The sequence below is a fragment of the Streptomyces sp. SUK 48 genome (assembly GCF_009650765.1).
Classification (GTDB): Bacteria; Actinomycetota; Actinomycetes; order Streptomycetales; family Streptomycetaceae; genus Streptomyces.
This window is the reverse complement of sequence record NZ_CP045740.1, coordinates 1,385,584-1,407,223: the sequence shown is the minus strand read 5'-3', so window position 1 is coordinate 1,407,223 and position 21,640 is coordinate 1,385,584. Positions and strand designations below refer to the sequence as shown.

The window sequence follows — 21,640 nt, the reverse complement described above, 5'->3', positions numbered from 1 at the left end:
TTTTTCCGGCTCACCTCCCGTTCTCCTCTGCCCACCTCCCGATTTCTCCGGCGGTCCCCGTCCGGCCCCCTTGCCCGCCCTCCACCACCAGCCGCACCGGCGCGCACCTCGCGGGCGCCGGCATCCGGAACCCGTCCCGCCCCGGTGTCACCGACCCCAGCACGCTCGGCCGCCGCGCCCCCGTGCTGCGCGGATCGGTGCCCGCGAGGCCGTGCGCGGTGAGGAAACCGAGGACGGCGAACGCGTACGCCTCCTTCGCGGCGGCGGGCAGCCCGAGCTCGTCCGAGGAACGCAGCGGAATCCCCCGAGCAGCTCCCGGAGCAGGCGCACCAGCACCGGATTGCGCACGCCCCCGCCGGACGCGATCACCTCGGTCGCGCCGACGGACCGCACCGCATCCGCGACCGTCCGCGCGGTCAGCAGGGCGAGCGTGGCCAGTACGTCCGCCGGGGCGGCCCCGTCGAAGGCCCCGGCGGCCCGCAGATACCCGGCGTGGAACAGCTCCTTGCCGGTGGTGCGCGGCGCCGGCAGGGCGTAGTACGGCTCCGCCAGCAGCCGGTCCAGCAGGCGCGGGTCGGGGCGGCCGCGCGCGGCGAGGGCGCCGTCCGCGTCGTAGGCCAGCCGCCCGCCGCTGAACTCCCGGACCGCCGCGTCCAGCAGCGCGCAGCCCGGCCCGGTGTCGAAGGCGGTGCCGTCCGGTGCGGTCAGATTGGCGATGCCGCCGATGTTCAGCGCCACCGGGCGGCCCGTGCGCCCGCGCAGCCACAGCAGGTCGAACAGGCTGACCAGGGGCGCGCCCTGGCCGCCCGCCGCGACGTCCCGGGCCCGGAAGTCGGCGACCACCGGCAGCCCGGTCGCCTCCGCGATCCACGCGGGCTGCCCGAGCTGCAAGGTGCCGTGCACCCGCCCGTCCGCCACCCAGTGGTAGACCGTCTGCCCGTGCGAGGCCACCAACTCGGCACGTCCCGAGCACAGTTCGCGGTCCGCCCGCACCGCCGCCGCCGCGAACGCCCGCCCGATCCCGGTGTCGAGACGGCACACCGCCTCGAACCCGCACTCCGCGGGCGGCATCGCCTTCGCGAGCGCCGCGCGCAACGGCTCCTCGTACGGCGCGCTGACCATCCCGAGCGGCCGCAGCGCCAGCGTGTCGCCGTCCAGCCGCAGATCACCGGCCGCCGCGTCCACGGCGTCGTACGACGTCCCGGACATCAGCCCGATCACTCGCACCGCTTCCTCCAACTCGTCTCCTGTGGGGCCTCTTCCGATGGCCGACCCCGCCAACTCCCTTCCTGCGGAGCCCGCTTCAGCAGGGCCGCCGCGCTCACGGCGCACGCGGCCGCCGCGTAGTACCCGGGTATGTCCGGGTTCCCGGTCCGCCGCACCGCCTCCGTGATGATCAGGCCCGCGCAGCCGGAGAAGACCGCGTTGGACAGGGCGTAGGCGAGGCCGAGGCCGGTCCAGCGGACGCGGGAGGGGAACATCTCGGCGAGCAGGGCCGGGCCGGGGCCCGCCATCAGACCCACCAGCGCGCCGGCACCGGCCAGGGCGAGGGCCTTCGCCAGGGCCGAGGCGCCGGGATCCTGGAGCAGATCGAGCACCGGCAGCGCGGCCGCCACCACCAGCACCGCGCCCGCGAGCAGCACCGGCCGCCGCCCCACCCGGTCGCTGAGCACCCCGGCCGGCAGGATCGCCGCGGCGAACCCCGCGTTGGCCACCGCCGCGGCCAGCAGCGCCTGCGCGTAGCCCGTGTGCAGCGCGGTCTGGAGGTACGACGGGAGCACCACCAGGAAGGTGTAACCGGCCGCCGCCCAGCCCGTCACCCGCGCCGCCGCGAGCACGAGCGCGCCCCAACCCAGTCTCATCTCGGGAGACTTGGACCGCTCAAGAAACTCCGGGGTCTCCGCGAGGCCGGTGCGCAGCCACAGCGCCAGCAGGCCCAGCGGCACGGCCAGCAGGAACGGCAGCCGCCACCCCCACGCGGCCAGCCGCTCCGCGCCCAGCACCGCCGCCGTCACCGCCGTGACCCCCGCGCCGCCCAGCAGTCCCAGCGCCACCGTGAAGGACTGCCACGCCCCGTACAGCCCGCGCCGCCCCGGCGGGGCGAACTCCGTCAGCACCGCCACCGCGCCGCCGAACTCCCCGCCCGCCGCCAGCCCTTGGACGATCCGGAGCAGCGTGAGCAGCCAGGGCGCGAGGGCACCCACCGCGCCGTACGTCGGCAGCGCCCCGATCAGCGCCGTGGCGCCCGACATCAGCGCCACCACCCCGATCAGCACCGGCCGCCGTCCGTACCGGTCGCCCAGCCTGCCGAACAGCACCGCCCCGAGCGGCCGGAAGAAGAACGCGAGCGCGAAGGAGGCGTACGTCCGCACCAGCCCCTCCACGGGGCCGCCGCCCGCCGGGGTGAAGAAGCGCGCGGCGAGCACGGTCGCGAGAAAGCCGTAGACCGCGAACTCGTACCACTCCACGAAGTTCCCGACCGACCCCGCCGCCACCGCCCGCACCCCGGGGCCCCGGCCCGCCGTCCGCTCGTACGGAACTCGTCCCGTCCAGGTCACTGCTGACGCTCCGTCCGCCGACGACACCGCTGATCGGGGCGGGCCCGCGTCGCCCGGCCGCCCGAACTTTCACCCGGCTGTGCAAGAGCTGCCCCGACCGGCCACCACATATCCCACCGGACGGCTACGCTCGGGGTCTGTACGTCATTCGGGCGACCTTGGGGAGGGATCGGGATGACGGAGGGACGGCCGGCGGCGGCCGCTTCGGCTCCCCTGTGGGAGCGGGACGCGGAGATCGACACCGTCGCGCGGGCCATCGAGGAGCTGCGCGCCGACGAGTCCTCCACGGGCGGCCTGCTGGTCTTCCGCGGCGAGGCGGGCCTCGGCAAGACCGCGCTGCTGACCGAGGCCCGCCGGATGGCCGAACGCCGGGGCTGCGCCGTGTGGTACACCCGCGGCGCCGAGACGCTGCGGTCCGTGCCCTTCAACGTCGTACGGCAGCTGCTCCAGCCCGCGCTGCTGTCGCTGCTGCCCGAGGAGGCCCGCGAGTACCTCGGCGACTGGTACGACATCGCCGGTCCCGCCCTCGGCATAGCCGAACCGCAGGAGGAGAGCGCCGACCCGCAGTACGTCTGCGACGGCCTGGTGGCCGCCGTCCGCCGGCTCGCCCGCCGCGAATGGCCGCTCGTGCTGCTGATCGACGACGCGCACTGGGCCGACCAGGAGACCCTGCGCTGGCTCGCCGCCTTCGCCGAACGCCTGGACGACCTGCCCGTCCTGGTCGTGGTCGCCCGCAGGCCGGGCGACGTCAGCGGGGAGAGCGCCCGCCTCCTGGAGGCGGGCGCCGAGGCCGCGGGCCGTCCCGTCAACAACCTGCGCGAGCTCACCCCCGGCGCGGCGGCCGGACTCACCCGCGCCACCCTCGGACGCCACGCCGACGACGCGTTCTGCCGCGAGGTGTGGGCCGTCACCGCGGGCAATCCGTACGACGCCGTGGAACTCCTCGCCAAGGTGCAGGAGAGCGAACTGTCGCCGGTGGAGGCCCGCGCCGGGGAACTGCGCGCCCTCAACCGCGCGGCCCGCGGCGGCGGACTCGTCGAGCGGATCAAGGAACTCGGCCTCCAGGCCACCCGGTTCGCCTGGGCCGCCGCCGTCCTCGGCACCGGCATCACCCTGGAGTCGGCCGCCCGCCTCGCCGCCCTGGACGAGGACACCGCCCGGCACTGCGCCGGACTGCTGCGCACCGCCCGCATCCTCACCACGCCCGACCCCAGCGTCACCGAACACCGCGGCGGCGACCTGGAGTTCGTGCACCCGCTCATCGCCTCCGCCGTCTACAACTCCATCCCGCCGGGCGTGTGCACCGCGATGCACGGCGTGGCCGCCGAGATCGTCACCGAGCTGGGCCGGGGCGCCGCCGAAGCGGCCCGGCACCTCCTCGAAGTCCATCCGGAGGCCGACGAGAGACTGGTCGAGCGGTTGCGCGAGGCCGCCCGCGAACACCTCGCCGTCGGCGCGCCCGACGCGGCCCGCGTCTGTCTGGAACGCGCCCTGGAGGAGCCGCCCCGCCCCGACATCCACGCCCATGTCCTGTACGAACTGGGCTGCGCCACCCTGCTGACCGCGCCCGCCGTCACCATCGGCCATCTGCGCAGCGCCCTCGCCATGCGCGGCCTCGACGGCAGCGACCGCGTCGACGCCGTGGTCCGCCTCTCCCAGGCCCTGCTCCACAACGACCAGCTGGAGGAGGCCGTCCGCACCATCGAGGCCGAGGCGGCCCGGCACGAACCGGGGCCCGTGCGGATGCGGTTGCAGGCGTTCCAGTACATGTGGGAGGGCATCCACGGCGAGAGCGCCGCCCCGGCCCGCTCCCGCAGCCTCGCCGAACTCGCCGCCACCTGCGCCGGCCGCGACAACACCGAACGCGCGCTGCTGATCCTGCGCGGCTTCGACGCCATGACGCACGGCGAGAGCGCCGCCGAGATCGTCGAACTGTGCGACCGGGCCCTCGTCAACGAGCGGCTCGCGCCCGGCCTCGGCTGGACCGACCGCGAGTGGGGCATCGAGCTGCTGATGATGCTCGGCAGCGCCTACGTCTACACCGACCGGCTCGACCGCGCCGAGAGCCTGTTCGCGCAGGCCCTGCGCGTGTACACCGGCGCGGGTTGGCACGGCGGCCACCTCTCCCTGGCCAACGCCTACCTGGGTCTGGCCTACCGCAGGCAGGGCCGCCTGCGGGACGCGGAGACCCATCTGCGCGAGGCCCTCGTCCTCGCCGAACGGGTGGGCCGACGCCTGCCGCTGCACTGGTCGGCCACCTGCGGCCTGGTCGACACCCTGCTCGCCCGCGGCCGCGTCCGGGAAGCCTGGTCGGTCGCCGAGCAGTACGGCTTCGCCCCGCCCTACCCGTCCACCATCGTGCTGCCCGACGTCCGCTCGGTACGCGGCCGGCTGCTGCTCGCCGTCGGCCGCACCGAGGACGGTGTCAACGAGCTGGAAGCCGCCGAGAAGACCGCCGTCGCCCGGGGCGGCCACAACCCGGTCCTCGCACCCTGGTCGGTCGACCTCGCCCGGGCCCTCGCAGACCAGGACCCGGCCCGCAGCAAGCGGCTCGCCGCCGACGCCCGCCGGCAGGCCGAGCGCTTCGGCACGGACACCGCCATCGGCGAGGCCCTGCGCTGCGCCGCCGCGCTGGAGACCGGCCCCCGCGCACTCCAGCTCGCGCGCCGCGCCGTCACCTATCTGGAGGCATCGCCCTCCCAGTACGAACACGCGGCCGCCCGCATCGAGTACGGCGTCCTCGCCCGCTCCGCCGCCGAACTGCACCGGGGCCTCGACCTGGCCCGTGCCTGCGGGGCGGACGGCCTGGTCGCACAGGCGAAGACGGCGCTGGACGAGGCGGGAGTACGGTAACCCGCCCGCGCCGTAGGGCGGTTCAGGCCGCCCGCGCGAACACCACCCACACCTGACCGGCGGCGAAGTCCAGCGGGCCGCCGTCCGCCGCGGTGAACGTCGTACCGCCGTTCGCCGCGGGCCTCGACCAGGTGGCGGCGAAGGAGCGCCCGTCGCGCAGCACCTCCGCCCGCCCGGAGCCGACCGTCTCGGTGTACGGAGTGGGGTTGCCGAGGGCGTCGTGGTACCGCGAGTCGCGGATGCCGACGTACTGGACGACGACCGTCGGCGGCGCCGGGCGGGGGCCGTCCGTGCCGGCCGTGGGGGTGCCGTCCATCGCGATCAGCCAGCCGTGCCGGGCCGCGGACCAGGTGAAGGTGAAGCGGGCCGCCGGATAGCGCACGGTGCGCGAGGCCACCGGGGTGCCACCCAAGGGGGCGGGGCCGTAGCGGAAGCCCGTGGTCAGCGCGCCCGCGCCCGGGGCGGAGCGCAGCAGGCGCGCGGGGCGCAGATAGAGGTTGTGCGGCGCCGCCCGCGCGCTGTCCCGGTAGTAGGCACCGGCCGCCCGGTCGGGCGACTCGGACCGCACCGGCGCCCGCGCGATCAGCGGCAGCAGCTTGCGCTGCGCTCCGGAGAAGGCCAGATACGGCCGGTCGAACTGGCCGAGCAGCTCCAGATCGGACTCGCGGGCACTGCGTACCGGCCCGACGGCGCCCGGCAGCCGGTGCGCGTACACCGCCATCAGCCGGCTCAGACCGCCCTCGACCTGCTCCGCGTACACCACGTCGGCCGCGTCGAGGCCGGTCTGGGGGCGGGCCGCCGGCACATTGTCGATCTTCACCGCGAGCGGGGAGCCGCCGGCGGCCGTGGAAGCCGGAGGCGGTGTCGGGACCGGTACCCGGTCGTGCCGGTCCCCGCCGTGCCCGGCACACCCCGACGCCAGGGCGGCGACCAGCACGACCGCCGCCACCGCCGCTCTGCGCGCACCACGTCTGCCGCCCACCCGCGCCACCCGTCCGTCGTCCGTCGCCGGTCGTCCGACCGCGCGTACCCGCGTCATACCCCCCGCGCCCCCGTCCGCCCCCGCGCCACGCCCACCGGGTGATTCGGCGCCCGGACGCACGGGTACCCGGCCGCCACCGCAAAACGGATGTACGCGACCGAGGGAGCGCGACCTCATGAAGGCAGTCACCTGGCAGGGCAGGCGGGACGTGCGGGTGGAGGACGTGCCCGACCCGAGGATCGAGGAGCCCACCGACGCCGTCATCCGCATCACCTCCAGCGGGCTGTGCGGCTCGGACCTGCATCTGTACGAAGTGCTCACCCCGTTCATGACCCCGGGCGACATCCTCGGCCACGAGCCCATGGGAATCGTGGAGGAGGTCGGCTCGCAGGTGACGAACCTGGAGCCCGGAGACCGGGTCGTGGTGCCCTTCCAGATCTCCTGCGGGCACTGCTTCATGTGCGGCTCCGGGCTCACCACCCAGTGCGAGACCACCCAGGTCACCGGCGAGGGCATGGGCGCCGCCCTGTTCGGCTACACCCGTCTGTACGGCGCCGTACCGGGCGCCCAGGCCGAGTATCTGCGGGTGCCGCAGGCGCAGTTCGGGCCGATGAAGGTGCCCGAGGGCCCGCCGGACGACCGCTTCGTCTATCTCTCCGACGTGCTGCCCACCGCCTGGCAGGCCGTCGAGTACGCGGCGGTGCCGCCCGGCGGCAGCGTCGCGGTCCTCGGCCTCGGCCCGATCGGCGACATGTCCTGCCGGATCGCCCTGGCACGCGGCGCCGAACAGGTCTTCGGCATCGACCTGGTGCCCGAGCGGCTCGCGCGGGCGCACCGGCGCGGCGTCACGACCTACGACCTGAGGACCTACGACGACGAGAAGGCGCTGATCCACGCGATCCGCGACGAGACCGGCGGCCGGGGCCCGGACGCGGTCATCGACGCCGTCGGCACCGAGGCCCACGGCAGCGCGGCAGCGCGGCTCGCCCAGCAGGCCGCCGCCCTCATGCCGCGCAAGATCGCGGCCCCCCTCGCGGAGCGCTTCGCCATCGACCGGCTCGGCGCCCTGTACATGGCGATCGACCTGGTACGACGGGGCGGCACCATCTCGCTCAGCGGCGTCTACGGCGGCATGGCCGACCCGATCCCGCTGCTCACCCTGTTCGACAAGCAGACCCAGCTGCGGATGGGGCAGGCGAACGTCCGTCGCTGGAGCGACCGGATCATGCCGTACCTCATCGACGACGACCCGCTCGGCGTCGAGGACTTCGCCACGCACCGGGTGCCGCTGGCCGAGGCGCCGCACGCCTACGAGATGTTCCAGCGCAAGGAGGACGGCGCGATCAAGATCCTCATGAAGCCGTGACGACGGGGCCGTGGCGGCAGGTGTTTCCCGGCGGCGCGGGGCTCAGTCCTTCTCCCCGAGGATCTCCGCGAGGTCGTACCGCACCGGCTCCTCCAGCTGGGTGTACGTGCAGCTCCCGGGCGTCCGGTCGGGGCGCCAGCGGCGGAAACGGGCGGTGTGCCGGAAGCGCTGCCCGTTCTCCATGTGGTCGTAGGCCACTTCGGCCACCCGTTCGGGCCGCAGCGGCACCCAGGACAGGTCCTTCTTGCCCGACCAGCGGCTCGGCGCGCCGGGCAGCCGGTCGCTCTCGTGCGCGGCCTCCTCGGCCCAGGCCGCCCAGGGGTGCCCGGCGACGTCGGCCATCCGCAGCGGCGCCAGCTCCTCGACCAGCTCGGCGCGCCGCTTCATCGGGAACGCGGCCGACACGCCCACGTGCTGGAGCCTGCCCTGCCCGTCGTACAGGCCCAGCAGCAGCGAGCCCACCACCGGGCCGCTCTTGTGCAGCCGGTACCCGGCCACGACGACATCGGCCGTGCGCTCGTGCTTGATCTTGAACATGGCCCGTTCGTCCTGCCGGTAGCGCAGGTCGAGCGGCTTGGCCACGATCCCGTCGAGCCCGGCGCCCTCGTACCGCTCGAACCACCGCTCCGCCACCGCGAGATCCGTCGTCGCGGGCGCCAGATGCACCGGCGGGGTGGCCCCGGCGAGGGCGCGGTCCAGCAGCGCCCGGCGGTCGGTGAGCGGCACGTCCAGCAGGGAGTGGTCGTCCAGCGCCAGCAGATCGAAGGCGACGAAGGACGCCGGGGTCCGCTCCGCGAGCGTCCGCACCCGGGAGGCCGCCGGATGGATCCGCTCGGTCAGCGCGTCGAAGTCCAGATGCCCGTCCCGCGCGATCACGATCTCCCCGTCGAGCACGCACCGCCCCGGCACCCGCTCCCGCAGCGCCTCCACCAGCTCGGGGAAGTACCTGGTCAGCGGCTTGCCGGTGCGGCTGCCCAGCTCGATCTCGGCGCCGTCGCGGAACACGATCGCACGGAAGCCGTCCCACTTCGCCTCGTAGTGCATGCCCGGCGGGATCCTCGCCACCGCCTTGGCGAGCATCGGCTTCACGGGCGGCATCACGGGCAGCTCCATGGCTCCGATTCTGCTCGCGCGGGTCCGAGGGCGCCCGGCGTGCGCGCCCGTACGCGCCCGGTGTGCGCGCCGCGCGGGGGGCGCCTACGGTGGCCGCATGGCCGAAGCGCTGGAACTGGAGGTGGCCGGGCGGACCGTACGGCTGTCCAGCCCGGACAAGGTGTTCTTCCCGGAGCGTGGCTTCACCAAGCTGGACCTCGCCCGCTACTACATCGCGGTCGGCCCCGGCATCCTGCGCGCCCTGCGCGACCGCCCCACCACCCTGGAGCGCTACCCGGACGGCATCGAGGGGGAGTGGTTCTTCCAGAAACGCGCCCCCAAGGGCATGCCCGGCTGGATTCCGACCGCGCACATCACCTTCCCCAGCGGCCGCAGCGCCGACGAGATGTGCCCGACCGAGCAGGCCGCCGTGGTGTGGGCCGCCCAGTACGGCACCCTCACCTTCCATCCCTGGCCGGTGCGCGCGGGCGATGTCGACCACCCCGACGAACTCCGCATCGACCTCGACCCGCAGCCGGGCACCGACTACACGGACGCGGTCCGCGCCGCCCATGAACTGCGCGCCGTCCTCGACGAGTTCGGCGGACTGCGCGGCTGGCCGAAGACCTCCGGCGGCCGGGGACTGCACGTCTTCGTGCCCATCGAGCCCCGCTGGACCTTCACCCAGGTACGGCGCGCCGCCATCGCCGTCGGCCGGGAGCTGGAACGCCGGATGCCCGAACAGGTCACCATCAAATGGTGGAAGGAGGAGCGCGGCGCCCGTATCTTCGTCGACTACAACCAGACGGCCCGCGACCGCACCATCGCCTCCGCCTACTCGGTACGGCCCCGCCCGGAGGCCACCGTGTCCGCGCCGCTGCGCTGGAGCGAGGTCGACTCCGCCCGTCCCCGCGATTTCGACCTGGCCACCATGCCGGCCCGGTTTGCCGAACTCGGCGACGTCCACGCCGGCATGGACGACCGTCCGCACTCCCTGGACGCCCTGCTGGAGCTGGCCCGCCGCGACGAGCACGACCACGGGCTCGGCGATCTGCCGTACCCGCCGGAGTACCCGAAGATGCCCGGCGAACCGAAACGCGTCCAGCCGAGCCGGGCCCGCAAGGACCCCGCGCCCTGACCGCCGGGGGCGCCCCGCCGGGCACCGGACCCTCGTTATCCTGGGCGGTAACCGGCCGATGAGGAGTCCCGTGGTGCCCGAGGCAGTGTCGCGTCCCACCCTGGAGGCCGTGGCGACACGCGCCGGGGTCTCCAGAGCCACCGTGTCCCGGGTGGTCAACGGCGGATACGGCGTGCGGGAATCGCTGGCCGAGCGGGTACGGCGGGCCGTGGCCGAACTCGGCTACGTCCCCAACCAGGCGGCGCGCAGCCTCGTCACCAAGCGGCACGACGCCGTGGCCGTCGTCATCGCGGAACCCGAGGCCCGGGTCTTCACCGACCCCTTCTTCGCCCTCCAGTTGCGCGGCATCAGCAAGGAACTGACCGCCCACGACAACCAGTTGGTGCTGCTGCTCACCGAGGGCCGGGACGACCACACCCGGGTGGCCCGGTATCTCGCCGGGGGCCATGTCGACGGCGCGCTGGTCTTCTCCCTGCACCTGGACGACCCGTTGCCCGGACTCATCCATGACGCCGGGGTGCCCACCGTGTTCGGCGGCCGCCCGGGCTGGCGGGACCGCACCGGCACACCGGTGTACGTGGACACCGACAACCGGGGCGGCGCGCGCACTGCCGTACGCCATCTGGCCGGGCTCGGCCGGACCCGGATCGCGCACATCACCGGCGCCCTGGACCAGACCTCGGCCGTGGACCGGCTCGACGGCTACCGGGACGTCATGGCGGAGACGGCCGACGGGGGCGGCGATCCCGCGCTGGTCGTGGAGAGCGACTTCACCCCGGCCGGCGGGGAGCGGGCCATGCGGGAACTCCTCGACCGCCGCCCCGACGTGGACGCCGTGTTCGCCGCGAACGACCTCACCGCGCTGGGCGCGCTGCGCGTGCTGCGGGAGCGGGGGCTGCGGGTGCCCGAGGACGTGGCCGTGGTCGGCTTCGACGACATGCTGCCGCTGGCCGAGCAGTCCGATCCGCCGCTGACCACGGTGCGTCAGGACATCGAGCAGATGGGCCGCCTGATGGCCCGCCTGCTGCTGCGGGGGCCGGCCGCCCTGCGCGGGACGTCGGCCAGGGAAGGGGGTGGCTTCGGGGACTCGGGCCCGGAGAGTGCCACCGCCGCAGACGACGGCTCCACTCCGGGTGACGCCTGCGCTTCGGGCGATGCCTCTGTCCCGGGTGACACCGCTTCGACCGCCCGGACACCGGGACCCGGCGTGATACTGCCGACCACTCTCATCCGCCGGGCATCCGCCTGAGCGAGGCGTGCGCCAAGCAGACCGTCGACCATCAGCCGCTGCCCGCTGCCCGCTGCCCGCTGCCCGCTGCCCGCTGCCCGCTGCCCGCTGCTCGTTGCCCCCGCTCGCCGACTGTCCGCCGCCCGCCGCCCGCCGCCGCCCGCGCCCGCCAACTGTCCGCCGCGAGCCCGGCCCTCACCCGGCCCGCCCCCCCGGTCACCGCCTCACCCCCGCGTCTGCTCGCTCCTGATCACCGCGAACCGTGCCCCGTACGGATCGGCCAGCGTGGCGATGCGTCCCACGCCCTCGACCGTCACGGCCGGGGCGCTCACCGAGCCGCCGAGCCGCCGCGCCTCGGCCGCGATCGCGTCGGTGTCCTCGACCTCGAAGTACGGCAGCCAGTACGGCTCGTCCGCCGCCGGGCCAGCGGCACCATCCCGCCGAACATGGCATCCTCCCCGGCACCCGCCGGATGCACGCACGTGTACACGCCGCCCGGGAAGGACACGCCGGAGGTCTCCAGGCCGAGCACCCGGTGGTAGAAGGCGGCCGCCGCGGCGATGTCCGGGGTGTGCAGCTCGGCCCGGCACAGCGCGCCCGGTGTGCTCGCCACGTCCACGCCCCTGGTCCGGCCGGGCTGCCAGACCCCGAACTTCACCCCGGCCGGGTCGCCGAGGACCGCCATGTGTCCCTGGCCCATCACGTCGACCGGCCCGAACAGCACCTGCCCATGGGCCTGTTCGGCTGCCCGCGCGGTCGCCGCCGCGTCCGGGGTCTTGAAGTACAGCGTCCAGGCGGGCGGCCCCTGGCCGGGCCCGTACTCCATGCCACCCGCGACGGTCTTCCCGTCCAGCCGGAAGAAGCCGTACCCCCCGGCGTCCGGGCCCGCCGACTCGAAGTGCCACCCGAACAGGGCGCCGTAGAAGGAGCGCGCGCCGTCGATGTCCGGGGCGCTGATGTCGAGCCAGTTCGGCGCGCCGTCGACGACATCGGTGGTGAGCATGGCCGCCCTCCTCGAAGGGGTCCTGTCCCGTGCACTGCCGAGTCTGGCACCGCCCACCGACCATCGCCGCCGGAGCACCGCCTGGGCGCGCCCTCACCTTCGGTGACCCGGCGTGTCCGCTGGGTTTTCGGAAATTCCGCGCGCCGCCGTGCAACCGGCCGGCCCCGGGGAGCATCATCGATGCGGCCGGGGGCCCCGGCGACGGCGTTGAGCGCGCGTTGATCGAACGTTTTTCGCCGATCGGCATGATCCTGGCCATGCACCTCGACACCATCACCCCGGCCGACCCGACCTGGCAGGCGCAGGCCCTGTGCGCGCAGACGGGGCCGGACTTCTTCTTCCCCGAGCCGGGCAGCTCGGTCCGCGAGGCGAAGCGCATCTGCGGGATGTGCGAGCTGCGCCCGGCCTGCCTGGAGTACGCCCTCGCCCACGACGAGCGCTTCGGCGTCTGGGGCGGGATGTCCGAGAAGGAGCGCCTCGCGCTGCGCCGCACCTCCGGCTGACCGGCGGCCCGTGACCGGGAGCCGGTCAGCCGGTGACCGCCTCGCTCAGCGACCCGCGGCCCGCGCCGCCATCCGCGCCTTGCGCGCCGCCAGCTTCTCGTCGAACCGGCTGGCCTCCATGTCCAGGCCGCCCATGAACAGACCGAGTTCCTCCTGCGCCTGCCGCCCCTCGGGGCCGAGGCCGTCGATCTCCAGGACCTTCAGGAAGCGCAGCACCGGCTGGAGCACGTCGTCGTGGTGGATGCGCAGGTTGTAGACCTCGCCGATCGCCATCTGCGCGGCGGCCCGCTCGAAACCGGGAATGCCGTGACCGGGCATCCGGAAGTCGACCACGACGTCCCGGACCGCCTGCATCGTCAGATCGGGCGCGAGCTCGAACGCCGCCTTGAGCAGGTTGCGGTAGAACACCATGTGCAGGTTCTCGTCGGTCGCGATCCGGGCGAGCATCCGGTCGCACACCGGGTCACCCGACTGATGACCCGCGTTGCGGTGCGAGATCCGGGTGGCCAGCTCCTGGAAGGCGACATAGGCGACCGAGTGCAGCATCGAGTGCCGGTTGTCGGACTCGAAGCCCTCGCTCATGTGCGCCATACGGAACTGCTCCAGCTTGTCCGGGTCCACCGCGCGCGAGGCGAGCAGGTAGTCCCGCATCACGATGCCGTGCCGGCCCTCCTCGGCCGTCCAGCGGTGCACCCAGGTGCCCCAGGCGCCGTCGCGGCCGAACAGGCTGGCGATCTCATGGTGGTAGCTGGGCAGGTTGTCCTCGGTCAGCAGGTTGACGACCAGGGCGGTGCGACCGATCTCGGTCACCTTGGACTGTTCCTTCGTCCACGCCTCCCCGTCCTCGAACAGGGCCGGGAAGTTGCGCCCGTCGCCCCAGGGCACGTACTCGTGCGGCATCCAGTCCTTGGCGACCTTCAGATGCCGGTTCAACTCCCCTTCCACCACTTCCTCCAGTGCGTACAGCAGCCGGGCGTCGGTCCAGACGGACGGGCTGCCGAGATGGGGGGAGGTGATCGTCACGGGAACTCCAGGGGACGCCGAACGGGGGAGAGCACGAACCAGGGGTACCGGCGAGCGGTGCCGGGAAACCTACGTGATCGTAAGCTACGAATCCGTAGGTTACGAAACCGTAGGTTAAGGTCGCCGTAAGAGAGCCCCAGATCAGAGGGCGCGCCGGAGACGCGCGGGCCTGCGGAACAGTCCCGGGGCGCGTCGGTCCCGGGGCCGCCGGCGGGGGCTCGCCTGGTCAGGCGTACAGCTCCCGCAGTCGTACGGACAGGCACGTCACCGAGCCCTCCAGCTTCTCGAACTCGCCGATGTCCACCGTGACCACCTCGTAGCCGAGGTCGGTCAGCAGCTCGGCGGTCTTCGGGGCGCTCGCCGCCATCAGCAGCTTGTGCCCGCCGAGCAGCAGCGCGTGCGCGCCGGACTCCTCGGGCACCGAGAGGAAACCGGGGAACAGCGAGGGCCGGTCCACCTTCGGGATGTGCCCGATGACGGTACCGTCCGGCAGCGCGGTCACGGCCGACTTCAGATGCAGCACCTTGCTCACCGGTACGGCCACCACCCGGGCGCCCAGCGGCTCGAACGCGGCCCGCAGCTGCTGCACACCGGCCGCGTCGGTACGCCCGCTGCGGCCGACGTAGACCGTGTCGCCGACCTTCAGGACGTCACCGCCGTCCAGGGTGCCCGGGTCCCAGATCCAGTTCACCGAGCAGCCGAGGCCGGCCACCGCCTCCTCCACCCCGGCGGTCTCCGGGCGGCGGGTGGCGCTGCCCGGCCGGGTGATCAGCGCGACATTGCGGAACACCACGACGGCGTCCTCCACGAACACCGAGTCCGGACAGTCGTCCGCCGGTTCGACCTCGAACGTCTCCCAGCCGTGCGCCCGCAACGCCTCGACGTACGCCTCCCACTGTTCGGTGGCGAGCCCGACGTCGACCTTCTGCCGCTCGACATGCGTCACCAGGCCCTCGGCGAGACGGGGGCTCGGGCGGCGTACGAGGGCCTTCTTGCTGGGCACGACGGGCCTTTCCGGTCGGGGACGGAGTGCCTGCGCCGCGTGTGCGACGCCGGTCCGCCATCATGCAGTCCGACGTGGCCAGGACAAAACCCTCGTCATCAGGCTGTGCCCCTCCCGAGATGCTCCGCCGTGCCTACGCCGGACGCCCCGCCGCCGGGGGCTAGCCCACCTCCTCCGGCGCGATCTCCGTCAGCTCGCCGTCCGCCATCAGCAGCCAGCGGGTGATCCCGATCGACTCCAGGAACGGCAGGTCGTGGCTGGCCACCAGCAGCGCCCCCTCGTACGACTCCAGGGCCGAGGTGAGCTGCCGGACGCTCGCCAGGTCGAGGTTGTTGGTCGGCTCGTCGAGCAGGAGCAGCTGGGGTGCCGGTTCGGCCAGCATCAGCGCGGCCAGCGTGGCCCGGAAGCGCTCGCCGCCGGACAGGGTGGCCGCCCGCTGGTCGGCGCGGGCGCCCCGGAACAGGAAGCGGGCCAGGCGCGCCCGGACGCGGTTGTTGGTGGCGCCCGGCGCGAACCGGGCCACGTTCTGGGCGACCGTCAGCTCGTCGTCCAGCACGTCCAGGCGCTGGGGCAGGAACCGCAGCGGGACATGCGCGGTGGCGGTGCCCGCCGCCGGCGCCAGCTCCCCGGCGATCGTCCGCAGCAGCGTCGTCTTGCCCGCGCCGTTGCGCCCGACCAGCGCGATCCGTTCCGCGCCGCGCAGATCGAGGATGCCCTCGACACGCGCCCCGTAGGCCATCGCCAGGTTCTCCAGGGTGAGCACCTGCCGGCCCGGCGGTACGGCGGTGTACGGCAGGTCGACGCGGATCTCGTCCTCGTCCCGCACCGCGTCCACCGCGTCGTCCAGGCGCTCCCTGGCCTCGGCGAGGCGTTCCTCGTGCATGATGCGGTGTTTGCCCGCCGACACCTGGGCGGCGCGTTTACGGGCGCCCATCACGATCTTCGGTTCGCGCTTCGAGTCGAACATCTTCTGCCCGTACCGCTTGCGTCGGGCCAGCTTGACCTGGGCGTCGGACAGCTCACGTTTCTGCTTGCGCACATCGGCCTCGGCGACCCGCACCATCCGTTCGGCCGCTTCCTGTTCGACGGACAGCGCCTCCTCGTAGGCCGAGAAGTTGCCGCCGTACCAGGCGACCTCGCCGGCGCGCAGTTCCGCGATCTGGTCGACCAGGTCGAGGAGTTCACGGTCGTGGCTGACGACGACGAGCACGCCGGGCCAGGCGGCGACGGCCTGGTGGAGCCGACGGCGCGCGTACAGGTCGAGGTTGTTGGTGGGCTCGTCCAGGAGCAGTACGTCCGGGCGGCGCAGCAGCAGGGCCGCGAGCCGGAGCAGCACCGACTCGCCGCCGGACACCTCGCCGACGGTGCGGTCCAGCCCGATGTGGCCCAGGCCGAGTTCGCCGAGGGTGACCAGGGCGCGCTCCTCGACGTCCCAGTCGTCGCCGACCGTCTCGAAGTGCCGTTCGCAGGCGTCGCCCGCCTCGATGGCGTGCAGCGCGGCCCGCTGTCCGGCGATGCCGAGCGCCTGGTCCACGCGGAGTGCGGTGTCCAGGGTGACGTTCTGCGGGAGGTGGCCGACCTCGCCCCTGACCTTGACGGTGCCGTCGGCCGGGGCGAGTTCCCCCGCCAGGAGCTTCAGCAGGGTGGATTTCCCCGATCCGTTGACGCCGACGAGCCCGGTCCTGCCGGGGCCGAAGGAGAGATCGAGTCCGTCGAACACGGTGGTGCCGTCGGGCCAGGCGAAGGACAGGGACGAAAGACTGACGGAAGAGGAGGACGCGGATGACATGAGGGCCTCGCGGGGGAGTGGGTGCGGTTTCGCGGACGCGTCTGGAGACACCGCGAGGCGGGAACCGAAAGATCACCCGGAGGCCGTACACATGAAAAGGGCCTGCGCCGGAGGACGGCTCGAACGCCGAGGGTCGTACGCCACGCACACCTCACCGGTGCGACGCGATGTCTCCGAACCTCAGACGAGCAACGTCCTTCTCCTATCGACGGCAACAGAACCGAGGTAAACGGTAGGAGCACCCCCGACGGGAGTCAAAGCATTTGTCTCCGGGCGCGCCCGAGCCGCCCTGTGGGCCCCCTGTCAGGCGTCCCGCATCAGTTCGGCCAGGTGGTGGTCCAGGTCCAGCTGGAGGTGTTCGAGGCCGACCGGCACCAGTTCGCCGGCGGCCTCCAGAAAGCGGCGTATCTCGCCCGCGCGCACATGGACGACGGCGGTGCCCTCGGGAGCGTGGAACTCCAGCACGATGCGGTCGTAGCCGTACGGCCGCACCCGTACGTCGCCCTGGCCCTCGGGGGCGAGCAGTCCGGCGGCGAGCAGCTCCCGGGCGAAGGTCCAGCAGACCTCGATGCCCTCCAGGGTCGCCGGGGCGGGGAAGGTCATCCGCACGGCGAACGGGTCGCAGCGGTCGTACCGCAGCGTGGCGGGAATGCTCTGCATACGCGGCGCGGCGGCGACGAGGCGGGCTTCTACGGGCTGCTCGATGACGGTGGACAACGCCTTGCTCCCTCGCGACGGCTGGACTGCGGCCTGGTGACTCCCGGCACTGGGTGAGACGTAGGAACGGGCCGGGACGTGCACCTGGGGAACGAGTGACCTCGGTCACCGCGTTCATGCACGGGAGGGCCGACCCCCGTCTCCTCGGGGCGGCCGGCCCTCTGGACGGCGACCGGGCGGTGCACTAGCTTCGCCCGCCATGAGGCGCATGGGGAGCACGAGGGACGAGCGGGACACGAGGGGCACGCGCGGCCTGCGGCGGATGAGCAGGCTGACGGCGGCGGGCGTCGCGTGCGGTGCGGCCTTGGCCGCGCTGACCGTCCCGGCGGCCGCCACGCCCGGAGAGCACCAGGGCGTGCACTGGGCGGCGAAGGACCCCGGCACCCCGCAGGTCCGCTACCGGGGCCTGGCCGCCGTCGACCGGCGCACCGCCTGGCTGGCCGGCACCGGCGGCACCGTCCTGCTCACCCGGGACGGCGGCACGTCCTGGCGTAACGTCTCCCCGCCGGGCGCGGACGGACTGGAGTTCCTGGACGTCGAGGCGTTCGACGCGCGGCACGCCGTGGTCCTGGCCATCGGCGAGGGCGAGGCGTCCCGGGTGTACCGCACCGACGACGGCGGGGCGAGCTGGACGGAGTCCTTCCGCAACACCGACCCGGACGCGTTCTACGACTGCATGGCCTTCTTCGACCGCCGTCACGGCCTCGCGATGGGCGACCCCGTGGGCGGAAAGTTCCGCATCCTGTCCACGAGCGACGGCGGCCGCTCCTGGCGCGTGCTGCCCTCGGCCGGGATGCCGCCCGCCCTGGACGGCGAGGCGGGCTTCGCGGCGAGCGGGCAGTGCCTGGTCACCGCCGGATCCAGGGACGTCTGGCTGGCCACCGGCGGCGGCGCCCGCGCGCGGGTCCTGCACTCCGCCGACCGCGGGCTGACCTGGAGCGCCACCGACACCCCCGTCCCGGCCGGCGACCCGGCGCGCGGGGTCTTCGCGCTCGCCTTCCGCGACCGTACCCACGGCCTCGCCGTCGGCGGCGACTACCGCGCGGGCCGGCCCTCGCCGCAGGCCGCCGCCGTCACCCACGACGGCGGGCGCACCTGGCGGCCGTCCCCCACACCCCCGCCCGCCTACCGCTCCGGCGCCGCCTGGCTCCCGCACAGCCGCGCCTCGGCGCTCGCCGTCGGCCCCACCGGCACCGATCTGACCACGGACGGCGGCCGCACCTGGCGCACGGTCGACACCGGTTCGTACGACACCGTCTCCTGCACCCCCGACCTCGGCTGCTGGGCGGCCGGCGAACAGGGCAGGGTGGCCCGGCTGGAGCGGTGAGGTAGGCGCGCCGGCAGCCGGGTACCCGCGTCCCGAAGGCGTCGAGCAGCCTGTGCGTGGAAGGAGCGATCATGCCAGCCGGTTCCAGCCCCAAGCGCGAACGCCAGTACGAACACATCAAGGAGAGCGCGCGGGAACGGGGCGAGAGCGAAGAGCGCGCCGAGGAGATCGCCGCGCGGACCGTCAACAAGGAGCGCGCCCGGTCCGGCGAGTCCAGGACGGCGAGCCGCACCTCGATCCAGGACATGTCCTCGGGCAGGCGCGGCGGCCAGCGGTCGGGCAACCGGTCGGGACCCCAGGGCCCGACCCGCGACCAGCTCTACAACGAGGCGAGGCAGCGCGGCATCGAGGGCCGCTCGCACATGAACAAGGACCAGCTCCAGCGCGCGCTGAACGCCAAGAAGGGCTGACCCGGCCGCGCCTCAGGCCGGGGTCTGCCGGTACCGTGCCAGCTCCGGGACCGTCGTGGTCGCGGTGAACTCGGTGATCCGGTAGGCGCACACCTCGCCGACGGTGTACGGATCGGCCGCGACGATCTCCTCGATCCGGGCGCGGTCCTCGGCGACGGCCAGGATCACCCCGCCGTCGCGCGGGTTCTTGCGCCCCGACGCCAGGAAGAAGCCCTTCTCGAACTGCTCCGCCAGCCAGGCCATGTGGTCGGCGTGCAGGGCGTTCACGGCGTCGAGGGGCGCGGTGTAGGTCAGCTCCAGTACGAACATGATCGCGAGCCTAACCCCGGCGGCGGTGCGGCCCGGGCCGGGCACGTACAGTCGGCCGACATGACGACCGTAGGCGTACCGGAGGGCTGGCCCACCACCGAGGCGGCGGCCCGCGCGGTCCAGGACGAACTGCGCGGCCGGGTGGTGCTCGACGAGCCCGGACCGCCGCCGGGCACGGGCCGGGTGACCGGGGTCGACGTGGCCTACGACGACGAGCGCGACCTGGTCGCCGCCGCGGCCGTCGTCCTGGACGCCGCCACCCTGGAGGTCGTCGCCGAGTCGACCGCGGTCGGCCGGGTGTCCTTCCCGTACGTCCCCGGACTGCTCGCCTTCCGCGAACTGCCCGCGGTTCTGGCCGCGCTGGACTCCCTGCCCTGCGCGCCCGGCCTGGTGGTGTGCGACGGGTACGGCCTCGCCCACCCCCGCCGCTTCGGCCTGGCGAGCCACCTGGGCGTCCTCACCGGCCTGCCCGCCATCGGCGTCGCCAAGAACCCCTTCACCTTCACGTACGACGAGCCGGCGGCCGCCCGCGGCGGTTCCGCCCCGCTGCTCGCCGGGGCCGAGGAGGTCGGCCGCGCCCTTCGTACGCGTGACGGCGTCAAACCCGTCTTCGTCTCCGTCGGCCACCGGGTGTCCCTGGCGGGCGCCCTCGCGCATACGCTGGCCCTCACCCCCGCCTACCGCCTCCCGGAGACCACCCGGCACGCGGACGGCCTGTGCCGCAGGGCGCTCAAGGAGGCGACGGCGGACGGGCCCGCTCAGTCGTCGGCGAGCCGCCAGACACCGACTTCCTGATACCCGGAGTCGTAGACGGGCGAGCCGTCGCCCGGCTCCAGCGCGTAGTGGTGCAGATTGCCGCCCCAGTAGCGCAGGATGCGGCCCAGCTCGGCGGCCCGCTCCTGCGCCGACGCGTTCTCGTCCACGGTCACTTCGAGCACGAACTTCACGGTTTCCGCGCCTCCTCGGGCTTCGTCCGGACAGAACGCCCGTCCTCCGGATAGAACGCCCATCCTCGCACCGCGCCTCGGGGCACCGGGCCCGCACCGGACGCATCCCGGTCACCGCTCGGCGGCCACCCGGAAGGTGATCCCGGCCGCCCGCAGCCGCTCCGTGAGCGCGTCGCCCATCGCCTGGGCCGTCGTCACCTGGCCGGATGTCGTCGGCAGATCGTCGAGGGCGAGGCACAGCGCGGCCTCGGCGAACATCTTCGCGGTCTCGTCGTACCCGGGATCGCCGCCCGCGACCTCCGTGTAGACCCGGCGGCCGCCGCCCTCGCCGACGAAGCGGACCCTGAACCAGCTCCCGGCCCGCTTCTCCGCGCTGGGCCCCTCGCCGGGCGCGAGCCGGCCGGACAGCCAGTGGCGCACGGGCGGCAGTTGGGCGGCGGCCACCGTCGCGCCGACCGCGGCCGCCCCGCCGAGCGCGATCGGCAGCCGGCGGACCGCCGCGAAGTGCCGGTAGCGGAAGTCGGGGCCGTAGCGGTCGAGGGCCCGCGCCGAACGGCTCACGATCCGCGGGTCGATGGTGGGCAGCGGCAGCGCCCACGCGCCGACCTCCCGGGCGAACCGCGGCGCCCCGGCCGGCGCGCTCACCCGGCGCCCGTACCCCCGCGGCTCGTGCCGGGCCCGGTCGCGGGCGGCGGCCAGCATCGAGCGCCCGCGCGCGAACTGGTCCAGCGCCGAGGCCAGCGTGCCGCCGGAGAACGCCGCGTCCGCCGTGACATAGCCGTCCACCCGCAGCGGCACACCCTCCGGCAGATGTTTCACCGTGAAATACACGCCCAGATCGTGCGGTACGGAGTCGAACCCACAGGCGTGCACCAGGCGCGCGCCGGTCTCCCGGGCGCGGGCGTCGTGCCGTACGTACATCAGGTCCACGAACTCCGGCTCGCCGGTCAGGTCCAGATAGTCCGTCCCGGCGTCCGCGCAGGCGGCGACCAGTTCCTCGCCGTGCCGCAGGTACGGCCCCACGGTGGTGGCCACCACCCGGGCCCGCCCGGCGAGTTCGCGCAGCCCGGCCGGCCCGGACGCGTCGGCGCGCAGCACGCCGATGTCCGCGCCCGCGGGCAGCCGGTCCCGCAGCCGCCGCAGCTTCATCTCGTCGCGCCCGGCGATCGCCCAGCGCAGGCCCTGCGGCGCGTGCGCCGCCAGATACTCCGCCGTCAGGGTGCCGACGAAGCCCGTCGCCCCGTAGAGCACCACGTCGTAGGGACGGTCCTGTCCGTTCATGACCCACCTCGCCCGCTCATGACACCCCTCGGTCGCGCAGCCCGCGCCGCTGTCGGTGGCCGAGGCTAGCGTGAGGAGAGCGGCCCGGAGGCGACCGGGTGGTTTTCGGCC

General features: G+C 74.0%; 18 protein-coding genes and 2 pseudogenes. 8 read left to right on the top strand and 12 right to left on the bottom strand.

What is annotated here, in order from left to right; all coding sequences use genetic code 11:
* Nucleotides 1–10: 10 nt before the first annotated feature.
* Both GHR20_RS06000 and GHR20_RS05995 read right to left on the bottom strand, forming a co-directional pair.
* Nucleotides 11–1,227, bottom strand: a pseudogene (locus GHR20_RS06000) (anhydro-N-acetylmuramic acid kinase).
* Nucleotides 1,218–2,558 carry an MFS transporter gene (locus GHR20_RS05995; RefSeq protein ID WP_153812491.1) on the bottom strand — a complete coding sequence of 447 codons (1,341 nt, stop codon included), beginning with the start codon at nt 2,556–2,558 and terminating at the stop codon, nt 1,218–1,220. The pseudogene GHR20_RS06000 and the gene GHR20_RS05995 overlap by 10 nt, the downstream one beginning before the upstream one ends.
* 174 nt (nt 2,559–2,732) lie before the next feature.
* Between GHR20_RS05995 and GHR20_RS05990 the strand changes: the two genes are divergently transcribed.
* Nucleotides 2,733–5,411 (top strand): AAA family ATPase, encoded by a 2,679-nt coding sequence (locus GHR20_RS05990; protein WP_153812490.1) that lies wholly within the window; start codon nt 2,733–2,735, stop codon nt 5,409–5,411.
* Between the two features lie 22 nt (nt 5,412–5,433).
* Here GHR20_RS05990 and GHR20_RS05985 read toward each other — a convergent pair whose 3' ends face one another.
* Nucleotides 5,434–6,393, bottom strand: coding sequence for a DUF3048 domain-containing protein (locus GHR20_RS05985; protein WP_243877951.1), 960 nt, complete (start codon nt 6,391–6,393; stop codon nt 5,434–5,436).
* A 175-nt stretch (nt 6,394–6,568) separates the two neighbouring features.
* On the opposite strand from GHR20_RS05985, the gene GHR20_RS05980 reads away from it, so the two are divergent.
* Complete coding sequence (locus GHR20_RS05980) at nt 6,569–7,759, top strand: zinc-dependent alcohol dehydrogenase (RefSeq protein ID WP_153812488.1); 1,191 nt, start codon at nt 6,569–6,571, stop codon at nt 7,757–7,759.
* A 42-nt stretch (nt 7,760–7,801) separates the two neighbouring features.
* Here GHR20_RS05980 and GHR20_RS05975 read toward each other — a convergent pair whose 3' ends face one another.
* Complete coding sequence (locus GHR20_RS05975) at nt 7,802–8,872, bottom strand: ATP-dependent DNA ligase (RefSeq protein WP_148023346.1); 1,071 nt, start codon at nt 8,870–8,872, stop codon at nt 7,802–7,804.
* Nucleotides 8,873–8,969: 97 nt separating this feature from the next.
* Between GHR20_RS05975 and ligD the strand changes: the two genes are divergently transcribed.
* Nucleotides 8,970–9,989, top strand: a complete 1,020-nt coding sequence (ligD, locus tag GHR20_RS05970) for a non-homologous end-joining DNA ligase (protein WP_194858820.1) — start codon at nt 8,970–8,972, stop codon at nt 9,987–9,989.
* Nucleotides 9,990–10,062: 73 nt separating this feature from the next.
* A complete protein-coding gene (locus GHR20_RS05965) occupies nt 10,063–11,238 on the top strand; it encodes a LacI family DNA-binding transcriptional regulator (RefSeq protein WP_243877950.1) in 1,176 nt (391 codons plus the stop codon).
* Between the two features lie 203 nt (nt 11,239–11,441).
* Here GHR20_RS05965 and GHR20_RS05960 read toward each other — a convergent pair.
* A pseudogene (locus tag GHR20_RS05960) lies at nt 11,442–12,220 on the bottom strand (VOC family protein).
* Between the two features lie 257 nt (nt 12,221–12,477).
* Between GHR20_RS05960 and GHR20_RS05955 the strand changes: the two are divergent.
* Entirely contained in the window at nt 12,478–12,723 is a 246-nt protein-coding gene (locus tag GHR20_RS05955; protein WP_153812487.1) for a WhiB family transcriptional regulator, read from the top strand.
* A gap of 45 nt (nt 12,724–12,768) precedes the next feature.
* On the opposite strand, the gene GHR20_RS05950 is transcribed toward GHR20_RS05955, so the two are convergent.
* From GHR20_RS05950 to GHR20_RS05935, 4 genes are all read right to left on the bottom strand, one after another.
* Nucleotides 12,769–13,746 (bottom strand): acyl-ACP desaturase, encoded by a 978-nt coding sequence (locus tag GHR20_RS05950; RefSeq protein ID WP_111584081.1) that lies wholly within the window; start codon nt 13,744–13,746, stop codon nt 12,769–12,771.
* 226 nt (nt 13,747–13,972) lie between these two features.
* Nucleotides 13,973–14,749, bottom strand: a complete 777-nt coding sequence (gene ddaH, locus GHR20_RS05945; protein ID WP_111584082.1) for a dimethylargininase — start codon at nt 14,747–14,749, stop codon at nt 13,973–13,975.
* Nucleotides 14,750–14,909: 160 nt separating this feature from the next.
* Nucleotides 14,910–16,538, bottom strand: a complete 1,629-nt coding sequence (locus GHR20_RS05940) for an ABC-F family ATP-binding cassette domain-containing protein (RefSeq protein ID WP_153812486.1) — start codon at nt 16,536–16,538, stop codon at nt 14,910–14,912.
* Nucleotides 16,539–16,841: 303 nt separating this feature from the next.
* On the bottom strand, nt 16,842–17,255 hold the full coding sequence (locus tag GHR20_RS05935; protein ID WP_153812485.1) for an SsgA family sporulation/cell division regulator: 414 nt from the start codon (nt 17,253–17,255) through the stop codon (nt 16,842–16,844).
* A 262-nt stretch (nt 17,256–17,517) separates the two neighbouring features.
* Here GHR20_RS05935 and GHR20_RS05930 point away from each other — a divergent pair, with 262 nt between their 5' ends.
* Together GHR20_RS05930 and GHR20_RS05925 are read left to right on the top strand one after the other, a co-directional pair.
* Nucleotides 17,518–18,582 carry an oxidoreductase gene (locus GHR20_RS05930; RefSeq protein WP_194859102.1) on the top strand — a complete coding sequence of 355 codons (1,065 nt, stop codon included), beginning with the start codon at nt 17,518–17,520 and terminating at the stop codon, nt 18,580–18,582.
* 71 nt (nt 18,583–18,653) lie between these two features.
* Nucleotides 18,654–18,992: a plasmid stabilization protein gene (locus tag GHR20_RS05925; RefSeq protein WP_111584085.1), complete on the top strand. Its 339-nt coding sequence runs from the start codon at nt 18,654–18,656 to the stop codon at nt 18,990–18,992.
* A gap of 12 nt (nt 18,993–19,004) precedes the next feature.
* Here the strand turns inward: GHR20_RS05925 and GHR20_RS05920 are convergent, their stop codons facing one another.
* Entirely contained in the window at nt 19,005–19,301 is a 297-nt protein-coding gene (locus GHR20_RS05920) for a YciI family protein (RefSeq protein WP_111584086.1), read from the bottom strand.
* 60 nt (nt 19,302–19,361) lie between these two features.
* Here GHR20_RS05920 and GHR20_RS05915 point away from each other — a divergent pair, with 60 nt between their 5' ends.
* Nucleotides 19,362–20,096: an endonuclease V gene (locus tag GHR20_RS05915; protein WP_153812484.1), complete on the top strand. Its 735-nt coding sequence runs from the start codon at nt 19,362–19,364 to the stop codon at nt 20,094–20,096.
* On the opposite strand, the gene GHR20_RS05910 is transcribed toward GHR20_RS05915, so the two are convergent.
* A complete protein-coding gene (locus GHR20_RS05910; protein WP_148023352.1) occupies nt 20,060–20,248 on the bottom strand; it encodes a hypothetical protein in 189 nt (62 codons plus the stop codon). The two genes, GHR20_RS05915 and GHR20_RS05910, sit on opposite strands and share 37 nt — an antisense overlap.
* A 111-nt stretch (nt 20,249–20,359) precedes the next feature.
* On the bottom strand, nt 20,360–21,529 hold the full coding sequence (locus GHR20_RS05905) for a saccharopine dehydrogenase NADP-binding domain-containing protein (protein ID WP_153812483.1): 1,170 nt from the start codon (nt 21,527–21,529) through the stop codon (nt 20,360–20,362).
* Nucleotides 21,530–21,640: the final 111 nt, after the last annotated feature.

Bases quoted from the DNA above. Each gene is read 5' to 3' on its own strand.
- GHR20_RS05940 (WP_153812486.1), bottom strand. From the start codon at position 16,538: ATGTCATCCGCGTCCTCCTCTTCCGTCAGTCTTTCGTCCCTGTCCTTC.
- GHR20_RS05990 (WP_153812490.1), top strand. From the start codon at position 2,733: ATGACGGAGGGACGGCCGGCGGCGGCCGCTTCGGCTCCCCTGTGGGAG.
- GHR20_RS05930 (WP_194859102.1), top strand. From the start codon at position 17,518: ATGAGCAGGCTGACGGCGGCGGGCGTCGCGTGCGGTGCGGCCTTGGCC.
- GHR20_RS05925 (WP_111584085.1), top strand. From the start codon at position 18,654: ATGCCAGCCGGTTCCAGCCCCAAGCGCGAACGCCAGTACGAACACATC.
- GHR20_RS05975 (WP_148023346.1), bottom strand. From the start codon at position 8,872: ATGGAGCTGCCCGTGATGCCGCCCGTGAAGCCGATGCTCGCCAAGGCG.
- GHR20_RS05905 (WP_153812483.1), bottom strand. From the start codon at position 21,529: ATGAACGGACAGGACCGTCCCTACGACGTGGTGCTCTACGGGGCGACG.
- GHR20_RS05915 (WP_153812484.1), top strand. From the start codon at position 19,362: ATGACGACCGTAGGCGTACCGGAGGGCTGGCCCACCACCGAGGCGGCG.
- ligD (WP_194858820.1), top strand. From the start codon at position 8,970: ATGGCCGAAGCGCTGGAACTGGAGGTGGCCGGGCGGACCGTACGGCTG.
- GHR20_RS05920 (WP_111584086.1), bottom strand. From the start codon at position 19,301: ATGTTCGTACTGGAGCTGACCTACACCGCGCCCCTCGACGCCGTGAAC.
- GHR20_RS05980 (WP_153812488.1), top strand. From the start codon at position 6,569: ATGAAGGCAGTCACCTGGCAGGGCAGGCGGGACGTGCGGGTGGAGGAC.
- GHR20_RS05955 (WP_153812487.1), top strand. From the start codon at position 12,478: ATGCACCTCGACACCATCACCCCGGCCGACCCGACCTGGCAGGCGCAG.